The sequence below is a fragment of the Mesorhizobium sp. ESP-6-2 genome, assembly GCF_020164675.1.
Lineage (GTDB): Bacteria > Pseudomonadota > Alphaproteobacteria > Rhizobiales > Rhizobiaceae > Mesorhizobium.
Genome location: NZ_JAIUGT010000005.1, coordinates 223,997 through 239,156 on the forward strand (window position 1 = coordinate 223,997; position 15,160 = coordinate 239,156).

Genomic DNA, 15,160 nt, shown 5'->3' on the forward strand with positions numbered 1-15,160 from the left:
TAAGGCAAGAAGGGCACACCTGCCGGACCGCCTGGTGCGAACAGGTTTTCAACTTCGAGACCATTTGGAGTATCGTCATGAACCGTCTGACACAATACGTGGCCGCCGCCGCGCTTGCCTTGACCGGAACGGCCGCAACCGTTGCGGCGGCGTCCGCCACGCCGATGCTGGCCCAGCCAAGTGCCCCGGCGCTGATCGAGCATGTGGCATGGGGTTGCGGCCCCGGCTGGCATCCCAACCGCTGGGGGCGCTGCGTGCCCAATCGGGTGGTTGTGTATCCGCGTTATTACCGGCCCGGCCCGGTCTTCCACGTCTGGCACCCCCATCGTGTCTGGCACCCACATCGGGTCTGGCACCGCTGGCGTCACTGGTAAGCGTGCGCGGGGCCAGCCGCTTCACCGGCCTGGCCCCCTCGACCGCAGTAACCGATCCGACCTGAGCGTATCGCGCCGAAAACGGGTTCATGCGCCGCGCTGGGCCTGACCAAGGAGAGCTGACGTGGCTATCCCGGCCAAAGGCTCCATGCCGCCGGCCTGCCGATGTCACCCGTCATGTCCGATCTGGTGCGGCTGCGCGATCATTGCGGCGGCAGGTTCCATGGCTGTGCTGACCGGGCCGAGGTGGATGCACATCTGCGCCGCCGCGCCGATTCGGGACTGCTGCATCTTTTCCCGCAAGCTGCGCCGCTTCATTCACAAATCGAAACACAGTGACGGCGCGACGCGGCCTCAGTGTGTCGGCCCGGCCCCCAGCGTCGCCACCGTCTTGAGGGCACCGTCGAGCATGTCGCCCTTCTCGTCCTTCAGCGCCGCCTCGCGCAACCGCCTGATCCAGTCGGCGGCGTCGGCGCGCCCCTTGAGCAGGTCGAGCGCCGACAACACGCGGTCGAATTTCGACTGGGCGCGGACATGGGTGTCGCTGTAGCCCTTGATCAGCCGGCGGCAGTTGAGAATCTCGACGGCCAACGCATAGTCGTCACGCGCGTGGCCCAGCGCCAGCGCGTACCAGCGCTCCAGATGCGCGGCTTCCACCTTGTGGCGCAGCAGGCGGCGGCGCCAGCGGCGCAGGCCGCCGATGAACCACAGAGCGGTGAAGCCGGCAAAACTGTCGGTACGGATGCGCCGGCCCCGGTTGATGCGACGGTCGAGGAAGGCGGCGAGCTTCGGCCGGTTCTCGATGTAGCTGCCCAGCCCCGCCGGCAGCGTGCCGCAGAACTCCTCGATGCGCGGATGGAAATACTCGGTCACCTGCAGGACCGAGCCATCCCTGACGCCGACCTCCTTGCGCACGCGCCTGTTGCGGGTCGAGCGCGTCTTCAGGTCGGCGACGCGGATCATGTCGTCGTAGCATAGGGCGTTCGCCAGATGCTTGGCGGCGGCGATCGAGAGGGCATAGGCTCGATCAGGCCCGTCCAGCACGACGGCTTTGTCCAGGCGGTCGAGATATTCACGCCCATAGGGAATGTCCTGATAGTCCACGACCTTTCGCAGACCGCGCAGCGCCATGTCGCGCACCGCCACGGGCATTACGTCGATGCGGGCGGCCAGGGCCTGCCAGCCTCGCAGGAGGTCTTGCGGGCCACTCACCTGTCCAGCAGCCAGGGCGGAGCCGACGACAGCTGCTTCCGCCGGTTTTGGCGCAGCGGATGATGCCGTGCCGCGCGCGCGATCATAGGCGGCGGCGAAGGCGGCGAGGCTGGCCTTGACGCCGCGGCCACCGGCGCCGATCGCCTCCTGGTAGCTTTCGCGCGTGAACGGCAGGGCGTCGGAGCCCGCCAGCGCGCCAAGCAGACTGGCCGAGATCATCGAGCCGCTGTCGGCGGCGATCTTTTCCATGTCGAAAGCGATGAAGCGCTTTGATGCGGCTTCAGCCGTCGCGTGCACCTTCGACGACGACGCCCTGCCGTCGCCGGGCTCGATCTTTTCCGATACGGCGGCGATGCGGTGCGAGGAGGTGATCAGCGTCGTGCGGTCGGGGGTGACGAAGCCGCGGATGATGGCGCGGCCGGCTTCCATCAGTTCGGCGGCGATCAATATGTCGACGTCGCCTTGCGAGGGCGACAGCGCGAAGACCGGCAGGCGGCCGGTGTCACGGGCCATCTCGACATAGTAGATCGTGGCGCCGGTGCGCTGGGCGACGCCGGCCACCGAGGTCGATTGCGCGACGTAACCGTTGCGCTCCGCGACGTCGGTGATCCAGTCGGCAAGCACGCCGCCGCCCTGGCCGCCGACGGCGAGCACCGCAAGTTTGATAACGCGTTCGTCGTCGGCGGCGCCTGTCTTCGGGCGCAGTGAGGCGTTGTGATCAAGCATCGGCGAACACCAGACGGCGGCCTTCGCGGCGACGCTGCAAAAGGCCGATAACGGTGCGCCGGGCGCTCTCGAGGAAGCGGTCCCAGCGGCTCGGATTGTGCACGACATCGGCGCGATAGAAGGACGGGCACAGCACCGCCGCATCGGCGACTTCGCCGCAATTGCCGCAGCCGACGCAGTTCTGGTCGATGCTTGCCACCGGATCGTCGCGCAGCGGATCGTCGAGCGACTTCACCGACAGCGACGGGCAGCCGGACAGCCGCATGCAGGCATGGTCGCCAGTGCAGATGTCCTCGTCGACGCCGAACTTCGGCTTGACGACGCGCGTCCCGCCCTTGATCGCCTTGTCGACCAGAGGCTTTTCGCGACGCTGGCGGTTGAGCATGCATTCCGACGAGGCGACGATGACCTTCGGGCCCTTTTTCTCGGTCGTCAGCGCCTCGCGCAAAGTCTCCTGCATCTTGCCGACATTGTAGGTACGGTCGACATGGCGCAGCCATTTGACGCCCATGCCTTTCACCGCCTCGGTGATGGGATGCTTTGTCGACTTGGTCTTGTTGCCGGCGCGTGACGACAGGATGTCCTGCCCTCCCGTCGCGGCCGAGTAGAAATTGTCGACGATGACGATCACGCCGTCGTTCTTGTTGAACACCGCATTGCCGATCGAGGAGGTCAGGCCATTGTGCCAGAAGCCGCCATCGCCGACGAAAGAGATCGAGCGGCGCTTGGCGTCGGGCGAATTGAACGCCGAGGCCGAGGCCGGGCCGAGCCCATAGCCCATTGTGGTGGCGCCGAGTTCGAAGGGCGGCATGATCGAGAACAGGTGGCAGCCGATGTCGGACGCGATGTGGTGCTTGCCGAGTTCCTGTTCGACCAGTTTTGTCGCGGCAAAGATCGGCCGCTCCGGGCAGCCGATGCAGAAACCGGGCGGTCGCCCTGGAACGACATTGATCAGGTCCGCCGTGTCGACGCCCTCGCCGACCTTGTTGGGCGCCCGCACTTCGCCGGGCAGGAGGTGAGGCGCCTCGGCGCGCAGGAAGGCGCCAATGCCGTCGAGCATGACCTGGCCGGTATATTCGCCGGCCATCGGCAGGTGCTCCTTGCCGACCAGGCGGGTGCCACGCCCGGCCTTGTGCAGCATGGCGGCAAAGGCCTGTTCGATATAGTTGGGCTGGCCTTCCTCGACGACCAGCACCGCCTGCTTGCCTTCACAGAACGACAGGAATTCGTCGTCGACCAACGGATACACGGCATTGAGCACGTAGAGCGGCACGTCTGTCTCGCCATAGGTGTCGGCAAGGCCGAGCCGCTGCAAAGCGCGGATGACGGAATTGTACATGCCGCCCTGCATGACGATGCCGACCGACCCGTGATCGGAACCGAAGAACTCGTTGATCTTGCGGCTCTTGATGAAATCCACCGCCGCCGGCCAGCGCTTCGCGACCTTCTCCTTCTCATGCAGGAAGGAAGCGGGCGGCAGCACGATGCGGCCGGTGTCGCGGCGCGGCGCCTCCAGCGCATCGGCCACCGTCATCGGCGGCCGCTTGTTGTCCTTGGCGATGAAATGGCCGTGGACATGGCAGCAGCGAATGCGCACCTGCAGCATGACAGGCGTGTTGGAGGCCTCTGACAGCTCGAAGCCGTCCTCCACCGCCTTGACGATCGAGGGCAGGTTCGGGCGCGGGTCGAGCAGCCAGACCTGGCTTTTCATGGCGAAGGCATGGCTGCGTTCCTGCATGATCGAGGAGCCCTCGCCATAGTCCTCGCCGACGATGATCAGCGCACCGCCGGTGACGCCGCCGGAGGCGAGGTTGGCGAGCGCGTCGGAGGCGACGTTGGTGCCGACCGTCGACTTGAAGGTCGCCGCGCCGCGGATCGGATAATGCACCGAGGCCGCCAGCATGGCGGTTGCGGTGGCTTCCGAGGCGCTCGCCTCGAAATGCACGCCGAGTTCGCCCAGAATGTCCTGCGCGTCCGCCAGCACGTCCATCAGATGGCTGATCGGCGCACCCTGGTAGCCGCCGACATAGCCGACGCCGCATTGCAGCAGCGCCTTGGTGATGGCGAGGATGCCTTCGCCGGCAAATTCCTCGCCGGCGCCGAGCCTCAGCTTTTCGACTTCCTTGGCAAAAGACCGTTCGGCCATTTTTGGCCTCCTTCCGTTGCCGCCCGGCTTCGGCGGCGCGTAGCTCTAGATGTCGTGCTTGCGAATGTTCTTCAGCATCTTCTGCAATGTCGCGATCAGCGCGGCGTATTCGGCATCGTCGACATCGTCGAACATGGCCTCGAAAGCGTCATGCATGGCCGGCCAGGCGCGGGTGAACTCGGCACGGCCCTCATCGGTCAGGAACACATGGCGGATGCGACTGTCGCTAACCCCCTGCTCGCGCCGCACAAGCCCCTGCCCCTCAAGCGTGTCGAGCGTGCGGCTCAAGGTCGACTGCTCGATCACCGTGTAGACCGAGAGGTCGTTGACGGTGACGCCGTCGGTGACCGACAGCACGGCAAGCGCCCGCACTTGCGAAATGGTCAGGCCCTGCTTGCGGAAATCGTCGCGCAAGGTGGCGTTGTAGCGGCCCATGATGCGGTTCATCAGATAGGGCGCGAATTGCTGCAGGCCGATCTGGCCCAAGGTCGAAATGCGCTGGCGCTTTTCCGCGATTTTCTGCTCCATCACAGCCTCCCGGCCAGGAGAAAGCCGGAGCCGCCGCCGAGGCCCGCGCCGGGATGGGTAGAGGCGCCGATGTGGTAGAGGTTCTTGATGCCGGTCTGGTGGTTGCGGCTGGTCTTGAACGGCCGCCACAGGAAGGACTGGTCGATGGTCGAGGAGCCGCCATAGGGGTCGCCGCCGACCAGATTGATGTTCATCGCTTCGAGATCGGCCGGCGAATAGGCGCGGCGCGCGATGACGCTGTCCTTGAAGCCATCGATATGGCTGGCAAGGATCGCTTCGGCGCGATCGGCATAGGCCTCGCGCAGGCCGTCGGTCCATTGCCCGTCCGCAGGCGCCAGCAGCTTGCCGGCGGCATCACCCTTGATGTGACGGGGCGCTTCGGGCAGTTGCAGCCACAGGATCGCCTTGCCCGGCGGGCAACGCGAGGGATCGAGCGCGTGCGGCTGGCCGACACAGATGGTCGGCACCTCGGGCAGCATGCCCCGCGCCGCCTCGTTGCAGGCCTTCGACACACCGTCCAATCCAGGCGTCAGATGCAGCAGCGCCACCTTGTCCAACCCCTCGCCCCGCCATGAAGGCGGCTTGTCGAGGGCATAGTGGATCTGGAAATTGCCTTTGCCGTAGCGAAATTTTCGCGTCGCCTCGATGTCATTCCTGGGGCTGTCGTTGCCGAGCAGCCGGCCGTAAAGCTGCGTCGGCGTGACCGAGCAGATGACGCTCTTCTTCGCATTGACGGTCTCGCCCGAGGCCAGTCGCACGCCGGTGGCGCGACCTTCGGTCAGGATAATCGAGGCAACGTCCGCGTTGGTGGAGATTACGCCGCCGCGCTCTTTGACAAGTGCCTCAAACGCCGACAGCAGGTTCTTCGCCCCGCCCTTAACGATCGGCGCGCCCGCAGCCTCCAGCGCGAAGGCGATGACCTTGGCGATCTGGCCGGAGAAAGCATCTTCCGGCCCAAGTCCGGCATGCAGCACCCACGGTGCCCACAACGCGCGCATGGTCTCCGACCGATAGGTGCTTTCCAGCCACCCGCGCGCCGGCACCAACGCATCGCCGAGAAAGGCCGCCAGCCCGCGCGGGCTCCGCCGCCAGGCATCACCGGCGAGCAGCTTCGCCGTCGGGTAGGTCCACAGGCTGCCGCCGAGCAGACCGAACAGCAGCCCGGCGTTGCGCTCGATGCCGCCGACATCCTCGGCGTGCTGGTCGCCGTCGCCTGCGGCGATCGCATTGAAGGCGGCGATGTTGGCGGCGCGGTCGGTGCTGAGCACGGCATGGCTGCCGTCGGGCCGCAGCACCCCCGTCGGGGTGGCCGCGTGGCAGAACTCCAGGCCATGCCGGGCCAAGTCCTTGCCCAGCGCCGCATAGGCCGGCGAGGTGATGAACAGCACGAAGGTCGTCGCCATCACATCATGGATGAAGCCGGGCGCGGTGATTTCCTCGGTGCGCATGCAACCGCCGATGCGGTCGTTGCGCTCCAGCACCAGCACCTTGGCGCCCTTGCCGCCCAGCATCGCCGCGCAGACCAGCGCGTTGATGCCGCTGCCGACAATGATGTGGTCGGGGGCGTTCATTGGCGGTTCCCCGTGGGCAGCGGATAGGCTTGGGAGGTCAGTCCTCTACGGGCGCGAGCGCCGCCAGTCTGCCTCCCTATTGCATCTTCGGCGCGCATGATCTTCTCCCGAAGACCGACTTCGCCCTATTTGCCCGGCACCAGCGCCAGTGCGCGGATCGGGCTGCCGGTACCGTGCTCGATCTTGAGCGGCGCGGCGATCAGGATGGCGCCCTTCGGCGGCAACTGGTCGAGGTTGCACAGGCTGGCCAGGCCGTAGCGGTTGGCCTTGTGCATCAGCGTGTGGGCCGGGAATGGCGGCTCCATGCCGCCGGCCTTGCCGGCATCGGTGCCGATCGTCTCCGAGCCCCAGCCCTTGATGTCCTTGCTGATCAGGAACTGGATTGCTTCCGCCGTCGGGCCGGGCGTGTGCGGGCCGGTCTCGTTGGCGTTGAGGAACTCGGCTTCCGAGCCGTTGCGCTTGTACCAGTCGGTGCGCATCACCACCCATTCGCCTGATTTGATGGCGCCGTGCTTGGCTTCCCACGCCTTGATGTGGTCGACGGTGAGCAGGAAATCATGGTCTGCGGCGGCTTCCTTGGAGCAGTCGATGACATTCACCGGACCGATGAAGTTCTGCGCCGGAATGGTGTCGGTGGCGCCATCGGGATAATCCTTGCCGCTGATCCAGTGCTGCGGCGCGTCGAAATGCGTGCCCGAGTGTTCGCCGAGCTTCAGCCAGTTCCAGGCCCACCAGGGACCATTCTTGTCGTAACGGGAGATGTTATGGATCTCGACCTTCGGCGTGTCGACGGCGAGTTCCGGCGGCAGCTTGATCAGCGGTGTGTCGGGACCGAGCGGCGCCGACAGGTCGACCACCCTGATGGCGCCTGAAAGAAGCTGGCCGGCGACTTCGCCGAGGAGTTGTTGCGTGTCCATGGTCTCTGTTCCCTCTTGTCTGATGGGCTGAAGGCTCGTCTCGGCCCTTAATATCCTACTAGACGAAAACATATGCATCTGCAATTATCTTTAAGCATAAAGGAAATGGGTGCGGGGCGTGAGCGAGTTCGACGCCATCTTTGTCGGGGCGGGCCACAACAGTCTGGCTTGCGCCGCGCATCTGGCACTCAAAGGCTGGAAAACCGGGGTTTTCGAGCGCAGCGCAACCACAGGCGGCGCCGTCCAGACCCGCGAATTCACGCTGCCGGGTTTTCGGCACGATTTCGGTGCGATGAATCTGAGCCTGTTCGCCGGCTCGGCCTTCCATCGGAAATATGCAAATGAATTGAACGCCCACGGGCTGGAATTCGCGCCGGTCGCCGACTGTTTCGCCAGCGCCTTCCCGGACGGACGCTGGTTCGGCGTCAGCAACGATCTGGAAAAGACGGCCGCGCGGATGGCTGCCTTCTCCGCCGCCGATGCCGTCACGTGGCGCAAGCTGGTCGCCGCCTTCCCGGCGGAAGCAGAGCATCTGTTTCGCCTCCTGGGATCACCGATGAGCGCCCGCGCCCTTGCCGGCACGGCATGGAACCTTTGGCGCAAGAAGGGCCTTGCCGGCGCGCTCGACACCGGGCGCCTGCTGCTTTCCTCGCCCCGCGCGTGGCTGGAGGAGACTTTCGAGTCGCCCCATGTGCGGGCGACGCTCGCCACCTGGGGCATGCATCTCGACTTTGCGCCCGACATCGCCGGCGGCGCCGTGTTCCCCTATCTGGAATCCATGGCCAACCAGAGCTTCGGCATGGTGCTGGGCAAGGGCGGCGCCGACACCATCATCCGTGCCTTGTCGGGCATGGTCGCGGGGGCCGGCGGCAAGATCTTCACCAACGCCGAGGTAGCCGAAATCACGGTTTCGGCCGGCAAGGCGACGGGTGTGCGGCTCGCGTCCGGTGAGACGCACACGGCCACCAGGGCGGTCATTGCCGGCGTTGCACCCAAGGCGTTGGCCGGCACGCTTTTGCCGAACGGTTCCGGCGACGCCGGCTTCGACACGGCGATGCAGAAATTCCGCCACGCGCCGGGCACCATGATGATCCATCTGGCGCTGGACGACCTGCCGGACTGGCGCGCCGGCGCCGAGTTGCGGCAGTTCGCCTATGTGCATCTGTCACCGTCGCTCGACGCCATGTCGCGCACCTATCAGCAGGCGATGGCGGGCGTGCTGCCGGATGAGCCGGTGCTGGTCGTCGGCCAACCGACCGCGGTCGATCCGTCGCGCGCGCCCCAAGGCAAGCATGTGCTGTGGGTGCAGGTGCGCATGCTGCCGGCGGAAATCCTCGGCGATGCCGCCGGCAAGATCGCGCCCGCGCATTGGGATCAGGTCAAGGATCGCTATGCCGAGCGCGTGCTCGACATCATCGAAACCTACGCGCCCGGCCTGCGAGCCAAGATCCTTGGCCAGGCCGTGTTCTCGCCCATCGACCTCGAGCGCGAGAACCCGAACCTCGTCGGCGGCGACCAGGTTTGCGGCAGCCATCACCTGGCGCAGAACTTCCTGTTTCGCCCGGCACGCGGCTACGCCGGCTGGAACACGCCGGTGGCCAATCTGCATCTCGCCGGTGCCGGCACATGGCCGGGCGCCGGCACGGGTGCCGCCTCGGGCTTCATGCTGGCGCAACAGCTTGGCGGGAGGTAGCAGCGGAAACGCATTGGGGTGAAGCAAGGCGAAGCGCGGTCGCCCAGGGAACCCACTGATCAGACGATGAAGCCGTGCGCAGAAAACAGAAAAACCAACAAGGGGAACGACCATGACAATCAACAGACGCGAATTGCTCGGATACGGTGCCGCCGCACTCGGGGCGACAGCCGTCGGCCTGCCGAACATCGCCAGGGCGGCCGCCGGCGAACTGACCATCGCCTACAATGTCAACCTGCCGTCCTGGGATCCGACCACCGGACCTTCGGCGGTCAACCCGACCATCCAGGGCCTTTACCAGTCGGTGTTCGACCAGTTCATCCCGCAGAAGCCGGACCTGTCCTTCGCGCCGGGCCTGCTCACCGAATGGGGCTGGAATGACGACCGCACCAAGATCATGATGACGGTGCGCGAGGGCGTAACCTGGCATGACGGCTCGCCGTTCACGCCCGAGGACGTGGTCTGGTCGCTGCAGCGGGCGGGCGATGAAAAGACCGGCAACCCAATCCAGTTCGTGTGGAAGAACGTCAACAATTTCAAGATCGACGGCAACAAGATCACGGGCGATGTCGTGCAGTTCGACCCGGTCTATTTCAAGTGGATGTCGTTCCTCACCGGCTACATCATGCCGAAGGCCTATTACGAGAAGGTCGGCGCCGAGGGCTTCGAGAAGGCTCCGATCGGCACTGGCCCCTATATGGTCGAGAAGTTCGAACGCAACGCCTTCCTGCGGCTCAAGGCCAATCCGAAATACTGGGGCGGCAAGCCGGCATTCGAGAACGTGACGATCAAATTCGTCACCGACGCGGCGAGCCGTGTCGCCGAGATCGAATCCGGCTCCTCGCAGGTGACGCTCGAAATCCCCTATGAGGAGTATGACCGCCTGATCGCCAAGGACGGCCTTGCCGGCTCGATCAAGAATGTTTCCGACATCGGCATGATCTTCTTCAACGACATCGAGGCGATGCTGGACAAGAACGTGCGCCAGGCAGCCGTCATGGCGGTCGACAAGGAGCTTCTGGTCAAGCGGCTGCTGCGCGGCTACGGCCAGCCGCTCGCCACGCTGGAAACGCCCGAATACGCGGCCTACGACGCGTCGATCAAGGTCGAGCACAGTCCGGAAAAGGCCAAGGAATTGCTGGCCGCGTCCGGCTACTCGCCGGAGAAGCCGGTCAAGTTCACCATCCAGACGACCAAGGGCTTCAAGCCCAAGGACTATGAGATGATCCAGGCGATCGTCGGCATGTGGCGCAAGGTCGGCATCGAGGCCACGATCGAGGTCTACGAGATCGCCAAGCACTACGAACTGCGCGCCGCCGACAAGCTGGCGCCGGCGGCCTTCTACAATTGGGGCAATGCCATCGGCGACCCGACCACCTCGACCGGTTTCGCCATGTATGGGCCGAGCCCGCACTCGGTGTGGGACAGCCAGGACCTGATCGACATGATCAACCCGCTGTGGGGCGAGAAGGACGAGGCCAAGCGCATCGCCGGCTGGAAGGCGGTGGACAAATACATCGCCGAGCAGGCCTATGTGCTGCCGCTGATGCAGTATGCGCAGCCGATCGTGCACGCCAAGGGCGTCAACGTCGTCCAGCACGTGTCCGGCGCGCTGCTGCCGGCCCTGATGACGCCGGCCTGATATCGGCCTGGGCTTGCGCGCGCGCCGTCCGCAGCGACGGCGCGCATCTCTATCGGCATACGAGCCTCCGGGCTCCAGCAAAGATTTACATGCTCCTGCAACGATTCCTGATCCGTCTTTTGACGATGCTGATCACGCTGTTCGGCGTGGCCGTCGTCGTCTTTGTCGTGATCCGCATCGCTCCCGGCGATCCGATCGCCATGATGCTGCCGCCCGGCGCAACCGATGCCGATATCGCCCGGCTGCGGGCGCTCTACGGCCTCGACAAGACGATCATCGAGCAGTTCTTCATCTGGCTGTCCGGCGTCGTCAAAGGCGATTTCGGCACCTCGATCTCGCTTCGGCAAGACGTGCTCGGGCTTGTCTTCAACCGGCTGCCGGCGACGCTGGAGCTTGCCATCGTCGCACTTGTCATGGCGGTGGCGATCGGGGGGACGACGGCCATCCTAGGCGCCCGCGAACGAGGCACGGCGGTCGAAGCCGGCATCGACATCGCCAGCGGGGCGGCACTTTCCATTCCCGACTTCCTCTGGGGTCTGGTGCTGATCCTGCTGTTCGGCGTGCTGGTGCCGATCTTCGACATTTCCGGGCGGGTCTCGCCGCAGTTGGACCTGCCCTTCGTCAGCCAGTTCTATCTATTCGAAAGCTTGCTTCGGCTGCGCCTCGATCTCACGTGGGATCTCCTGAAGCACATGCTGATGCCGGCAGTGGCGTTGGCATTGCCGCTGGCGGCGATCATCTCGCAGCTGTTGAAACAGTCGCTGAAGGAAGTGCTCGACCTCGACTATGTCGTGCTGGCGCGGGTGAAGGGTTTTTCGGAAACGCAGGTCATCCTGCGCGAGGCGCTGAAGAATGCCGCACTGCCAACGCTGACGCTGGTCGGCGTGCAGTTCACCTTCCTGATCGGCGGCACGGTCATCGTCGAGCGGCTGTTTTCCTATGAGGGCCTCGGCAACATGGCGATCGACGCCGTCATCAACCGCGACCTGCCGCTGATTCAGGGCATCGTGCTGGTCTTCGCTCTGTTGTTCGTGCTGATCAACCTCGCGGTCGACATGATGTATGCGCTGCTCAATCCGAGGCTGCGCCATGGATGACGGCCGCATCTCGAGACACGGCTCAAGCGCCAGGCTTTGGCTGGCCGGCGGCTGGCTGCTGCTGGCGCTGCTGGTGGCGATCCTGGCGCCGCTGGTCGCACCGCAGGATCCGTTGGCGCAGGATCTGATGCTGGAACGGCTGCCGCCGTTCTGGCTCGATGGCGCCGAGCCCGGCTATTGGCTGGGCACCGACAGCCTCGGCCGGGATCTCTTGTCACGCCTGATCTTCGGCGGGCGCATCGCCTTCATCGTTGCCTTCGCCGCCGCCGTCGCTGCATGCCTGGTCGGCTCGACCCTTGGGCTGATCGCCGGCTATTTCGGCGGCTGGGCCGACCGCATCATCTCGCGCATCGTCGATGTCTGGATGGCATTCCCGCCGGTGCTGTTCGCCATCCTTTTGGTTGCCGTGCTCGGCACGGGTTTGAGCTCTGTCATCCTGGCAATCGCGATCATCGACTGGACGCGTTTCTGCCGGGTCATCCGCGCCGAGGCGATGGGCCAGTCGCGCATGGATTATGTCGAGAACGCCCGCATCGCCGGCCATGGCCGCGTCGGTATCATGCTGCGCGAAGTACTGCCCAATGTCGTGCCCTCGATCGTGGCGCTGCTGTCGCTGGAAATGGGCATTGCCGTCATTGTCGAGGCGATCCTGTCCTTCGTCAATCTGTCGATCTCGACCGACGACCCGACCTGGGGCGGCATCATTGCCGAGGGCCGGCTTTCCATCCATCAGGCCTGGTGGGTGCTGGTATTCCCGCTGATCACGCTTATCCTGACCGTGCTGTCGTTCAGCCAGTTCGGCGAAGCGCTGAAGACGCGTTTCGATCCGGTGCTGCGATGAGCGCCTGTCTCGATATCAAGGATTTGAGCGCCGTTCTGCCGAACGGCCAGCGCGTGCTGCGCTCGGTGTCGCTTGCCGTGCAGCCCGGCGAGGTGCGTGCGCTGGTTGGCGAGAGCGGGGCCGGCAAGACGATGATCGGCAAGGCGGTGCTTGGCGTCTTGCCGTCGAGCGTGCGTGTCGTCGAGGGCGATATTCAGCTCGAGGGCGAGGACCTCGGCAAGCTCACCCCGAAGGCACGGCGCACGCTGATCGGCGCGCGCACCGCACTGATCCCGCAGGATCCGCTGACCGCGCTCAACCCGTCGCGCCGCATCGGCCCGCAGATGACCGACCGGCTGGTGCGCATCCTCGGCTGGGGCGGCGAGAGGGCCGAAACCCGCATCCGGCAATTGCTGGACGAGGTGCAGATCCGCGACCCCGACCGGGTGCTGAAAAGCTATCCGCACGAGCTTTCCGGCGGCATGCGCCAGCGCGTGCTGATCGCCGCCGCTTTCGCCGCCGAGCCACGGCTGATCGTCGCCGACGAGCCGACCACGGCGCTCGACGTCACCGTGCAGAAGCAGATCCTGCGCCTGATCGCTGCGTTGCAGCGCGAGCACGGCACGGCGATCCTGTTCGTCACCCATGACCTCGGCGTCGTCGCCAAGATCAGTCAGAAGGTCTCTGTGCTCTATGCCGGCAAGGTCATGGAAGAGGCCGAAACGGCTGCTCTCTTCGCGGCACCGCAGCATCCCTATACGCGGGCACTGATGGCGGCAACGCCGCGCTACACCGATCCCCTCGCCTCGCTAAAGCCGGTCGACGAGGCAGTGCTGGCCGGGCTTGCCGCCGAGATTGCCGCCGCCGATCAGGTCTGGAAGCGCCCGCATGGCTGAGCCGCTGTTTTCCGTGCGCGGGTTGAAAGTCGCGCTGCCCGATATGACCCGCAAGCCCCTGATCGGCCGCGCGCCGCTGGCGGAAATCCTAAAAGGCCTGGACTTCGACCTGCCCAGGGGATCGGTGACCGGCATTGTCGGCGAATCCGGATCGGGCAAGTCGACGCTCGGCCGCGCCCTGGTGCGATTGCTGGAGCCCAGCGCCGGCAGCATCAGCTTCGACGGCATAGACATCACGCATCTGCCGGAGGCGGAGTTGCGGCCGCTGCGCCGCAATCTGCAGATGATTTTCCAGGATCCGATGTCGTCGCTCAATCCGCGCCGTACCATTGCCAGCATCATCGCCGCGCCGCTGAAGCAGAACGGGCTTGGCGACAATCTGAGGGACCGCGTGGCCGAGGCATTGCAGCGCGTCGGCCTGCCGCAGAGCTTCGCCGGCCGCTACCGACACGAACTGTCGGGCGGCCAGCGCCAGCGCGTCGGCATAGCGCGCGCGCTGGCGCTGTCACCGAAATTCGTGCTGGCCGACGAGATCGTCTCCGGCCTCGACGTCTCGACGCAGGCACAGATCCTCACCCTTCTGGAGAAACTGGCGGCGGAGATGGGGCTGACGGTCGCCTTCATCAGCCACGATCTGTCGGTCATCCGCCGGCTGTGCCGGCAGGTCATCGTCATGCGCGAAGGCAGGATCGTCGAAGCGAGCGCGACGGACGCTCTCTTCGAAAACCCCCGACAGAACTACACGCGCGACCTGATCGCGGCCATCCCACTGCCCGAAATCGACGAGGGCTGGCTGGATATTCCTTCCGCTGCCAAGGCTCCGACATGAATGCATACGCACGCCGAAAAGCGGGCTCGGATGTGCGACCGGCCAATGACAAAGCCCCGCCAAATGGAGGAGAAACTGACATGAAGACAATAATTCGAAATGCAGGACTGGCTGCCGCCATCCTCGGCAGCACCGGTATGGCGGCAGCCAGCTCGATCCCCGGCATGCGCGGGCACGACCACACCGGCATCACGGTTCCCGACATGAAGCAGGCGGTCGACTTCTTCACCGACGTGGTCGGCTGCAAGAAGGCGATGTCGTTCGGCCCGTTCGCCGACGACAAGGGCACCTTCATGCAGGATCTTCTCGGCGTCGATCCGAAGGCTGTCATCGAGCAGGTCACCATGGTTCGCTGCGGCTACGGCTCGAACATAGAGCTGTTCAAATACACCGCGCCGGACCAGAAGGACCTGACACCGAAGAACAGCGACATTGGCGGTTTTCACATCGCCTTCTATGTCGACGACGTCGCGGCGGCGAAAGCCTATCTCGAGGCCAAGGGCGTCAAGACCAGGTTGGGGCCGCTGCCGGTCAAGGAAGGACCCGCCGCCGGCCAGACCATCCTTTACTTCCAAGCGCCTTGGGGCTTGCAGCTGGAAGCGATCAGCTATCCCGACGGGATGGCTTACGAGAAGGGGGCCGAGACGGTGCTGTGGAGCCCGAAGAACCCGGAAAAGTGACCCCCCACGGCCGCGCGTGCGGCGATGCG

At 65.3% G+C, this 15,160-nt stretch carries 14 protein-coding genes; 9 read left to right on the plus strand and 5 right to left on the minus strand.

The window, feature by feature from the left end; all coding sequences use genetic code 11:
• Window positions 1-77: 77 nt before the first annotated feature.
• Both LB532_RS15995 and LB532_RS16000 read left to right on the plus strand, forming a co-directional pair.
• On the plus strand, window positions 78-374 hold the full coding sequence (locus LB532_RS15995; RefSeq protein WP_140640013.1) for a GCG_CRPN prefix-to-repeats domain-containing protein: 297 nt from the start codon (window positions 78-80) through the stop codon (window positions 372-374).
• Between the two features lie 177 nt (window positions 375-551).
• A complete protein-coding gene (locus tag LB532_RS16000; protein ID WP_224556971.1) occupies window positions 552-713 on the plus strand; it encodes a hypothetical protein in 162 nt (53 codons plus the stop codon).
• A gap of 15 nt (window positions 714-728) precedes the next feature.
• Here LB532_RS16000 and LB532_RS16005 read toward each other — a convergent pair whose 3' ends face one another.
• The 5 genes from LB532_RS16005 to LB532_RS16025 all read right to left on the minus strand — a co-directional run bounded on the left by LB532_RS16005 (window position 729) and on the right by LB532_RS16025 (window position 7,474).
• Window positions 729-2,312, minus strand: a complete 1,584-nt coding sequence (locus LB532_RS16005) for an indolepyruvate oxidoreductase subunit beta family protein (RefSeq protein WP_140640015.1) — start codon at window positions 2,310-2,312, stop codon at window positions 729-731.
• Window positions 2,305-4,458: an indolepyruvate ferredoxin oxidoreductase subunit alpha gene (locus LB532_RS16010; protein ID WP_224556973.1), complete on the minus strand. Its 2,154-nt coding sequence runs from the start codon at window positions 4,456-4,458 to the stop codon at window positions 2,305-2,307. The genes LB532_RS16005 and LB532_RS16010 overlap by 8 nt, the downstream gene beginning before the upstream one ends.
• 45 nt (window positions 4,459-4,503) lie before the next feature.
• On the minus strand, window positions 4,504-4,986 hold the full coding sequence (locus LB532_RS16015; RefSeq protein ID WP_140550152.1) for a MarR family winged helix-turn-helix transcriptional regulator: 483 nt from the start codon (window positions 4,984-4,986) through the stop codon (window positions 4,504-4,506).
• On the minus strand, window positions 4,986-6,557 hold the full coding sequence (locus tag LB532_RS16020; protein ID WP_140640019.1) for a phytoene desaturase family protein: 1,572 nt from the start codon (window positions 6,555-6,557) through the stop codon (window positions 4,986-4,988). The genes LB532_RS16015 and LB532_RS16020 overlap by 1 nt, the downstream gene beginning before the upstream one ends.
• Window positions 6,558-6,682: 125 nt before the next feature.
• A complete protein-coding gene (locus LB532_RS16025) occupies window positions 6,683-7,474 on the minus strand; it encodes a cyclase family protein (RefSeq protein ID WP_140640021.1) in 792 nt (263 codons plus the stop codon).
• A 118-nt stretch (window positions 7,475-7,592) separates the two neighbouring features.
• Between LB532_RS16025 and LB532_RS16030 the strand changes: the two genes are divergently transcribed.
• The 7 genes from LB532_RS16030 to LB532_RS16060 all read left to right on the plus strand — a co-directional run bounded on the left by LB532_RS16030 (window position 7,593) and on the right by LB532_RS16060 (window position 15,131).
• Window positions 7,593-9,167, plus strand: a complete 1,575-nt coding sequence (locus LB532_RS16030; RefSeq protein ID WP_140640023.1) for a phytoene desaturase family protein — start codon at window positions 7,593-7,595, stop codon at window positions 9,165-9,167.
• A 112-nt stretch (window positions 9,168-9,279) separates the two neighbouring features.
• On the plus strand, window positions 9,280-10,809 hold the full coding sequence (locus tag LB532_RS16035) for an ABC transporter substrate-binding protein (RefSeq protein WP_140640025.1): 1,530 nt from the start codon (window positions 9,280-9,282) through the stop codon (window positions 10,807-10,809).
• Between the two features lie 89 nt (window positions 10,810-10,898).
• Window positions 10,899-11,906 (plus strand): ABC transporter permease, encoded by a 1,008-nt coding sequence (locus tag LB532_RS16040; protein WP_140640027.1) that lies wholly within the window; start codon window positions 10,899-10,901, stop codon window positions 11,904-11,906.
• Window positions 11,899-12,747 carry an ABC transporter permease gene (locus LB532_RS16045; protein WP_140640029.1) on the plus strand — a complete coding sequence of 283 codons (849 nt, stop codon included), beginning with the start codon at window positions 11,899-11,901 and terminating at the stop codon, window positions 12,745-12,747. The genes LB532_RS16040 and LB532_RS16045 overlap by 8 nt, the downstream gene beginning before the upstream one ends.
• On the plus strand, window positions 12,744-13,622 hold the full coding sequence (locus LB532_RS16050; RefSeq protein ID WP_140640031.1) for an ABC transporter ATP-binding protein: 879 nt from the start codon (window positions 12,744-12,746) through the stop codon (window positions 13,620-13,622). The genes LB532_RS16045 and LB532_RS16050 overlap by 4 nt, the downstream gene beginning before the upstream one ends.
• Window positions 13,615-14,451 (plus strand): ATP-binding cassette domain-containing protein, encoded by an 837-nt coding sequence (locus LB532_RS16055; protein WP_140640034.1) that lies wholly within the window; start codon window positions 13,615-13,617, stop codon window positions 14,449-14,451. The genes LB532_RS16050 and LB532_RS16055 overlap by 8 nt, the downstream gene beginning before the upstream one ends.
• An 80-nt stretch (window positions 14,452-14,531) precedes the next feature.
• A complete protein-coding gene (locus tag LB532_RS16060; RefSeq protein ID WP_140640036.1) occupies window positions 14,532-15,131 on the plus strand; it encodes a VOC family protein in 600 nt (199 codons plus the stop codon).
• The last annotated feature ends 29 nt before the right edge of the window (window positions 15,132-15,160 follow it).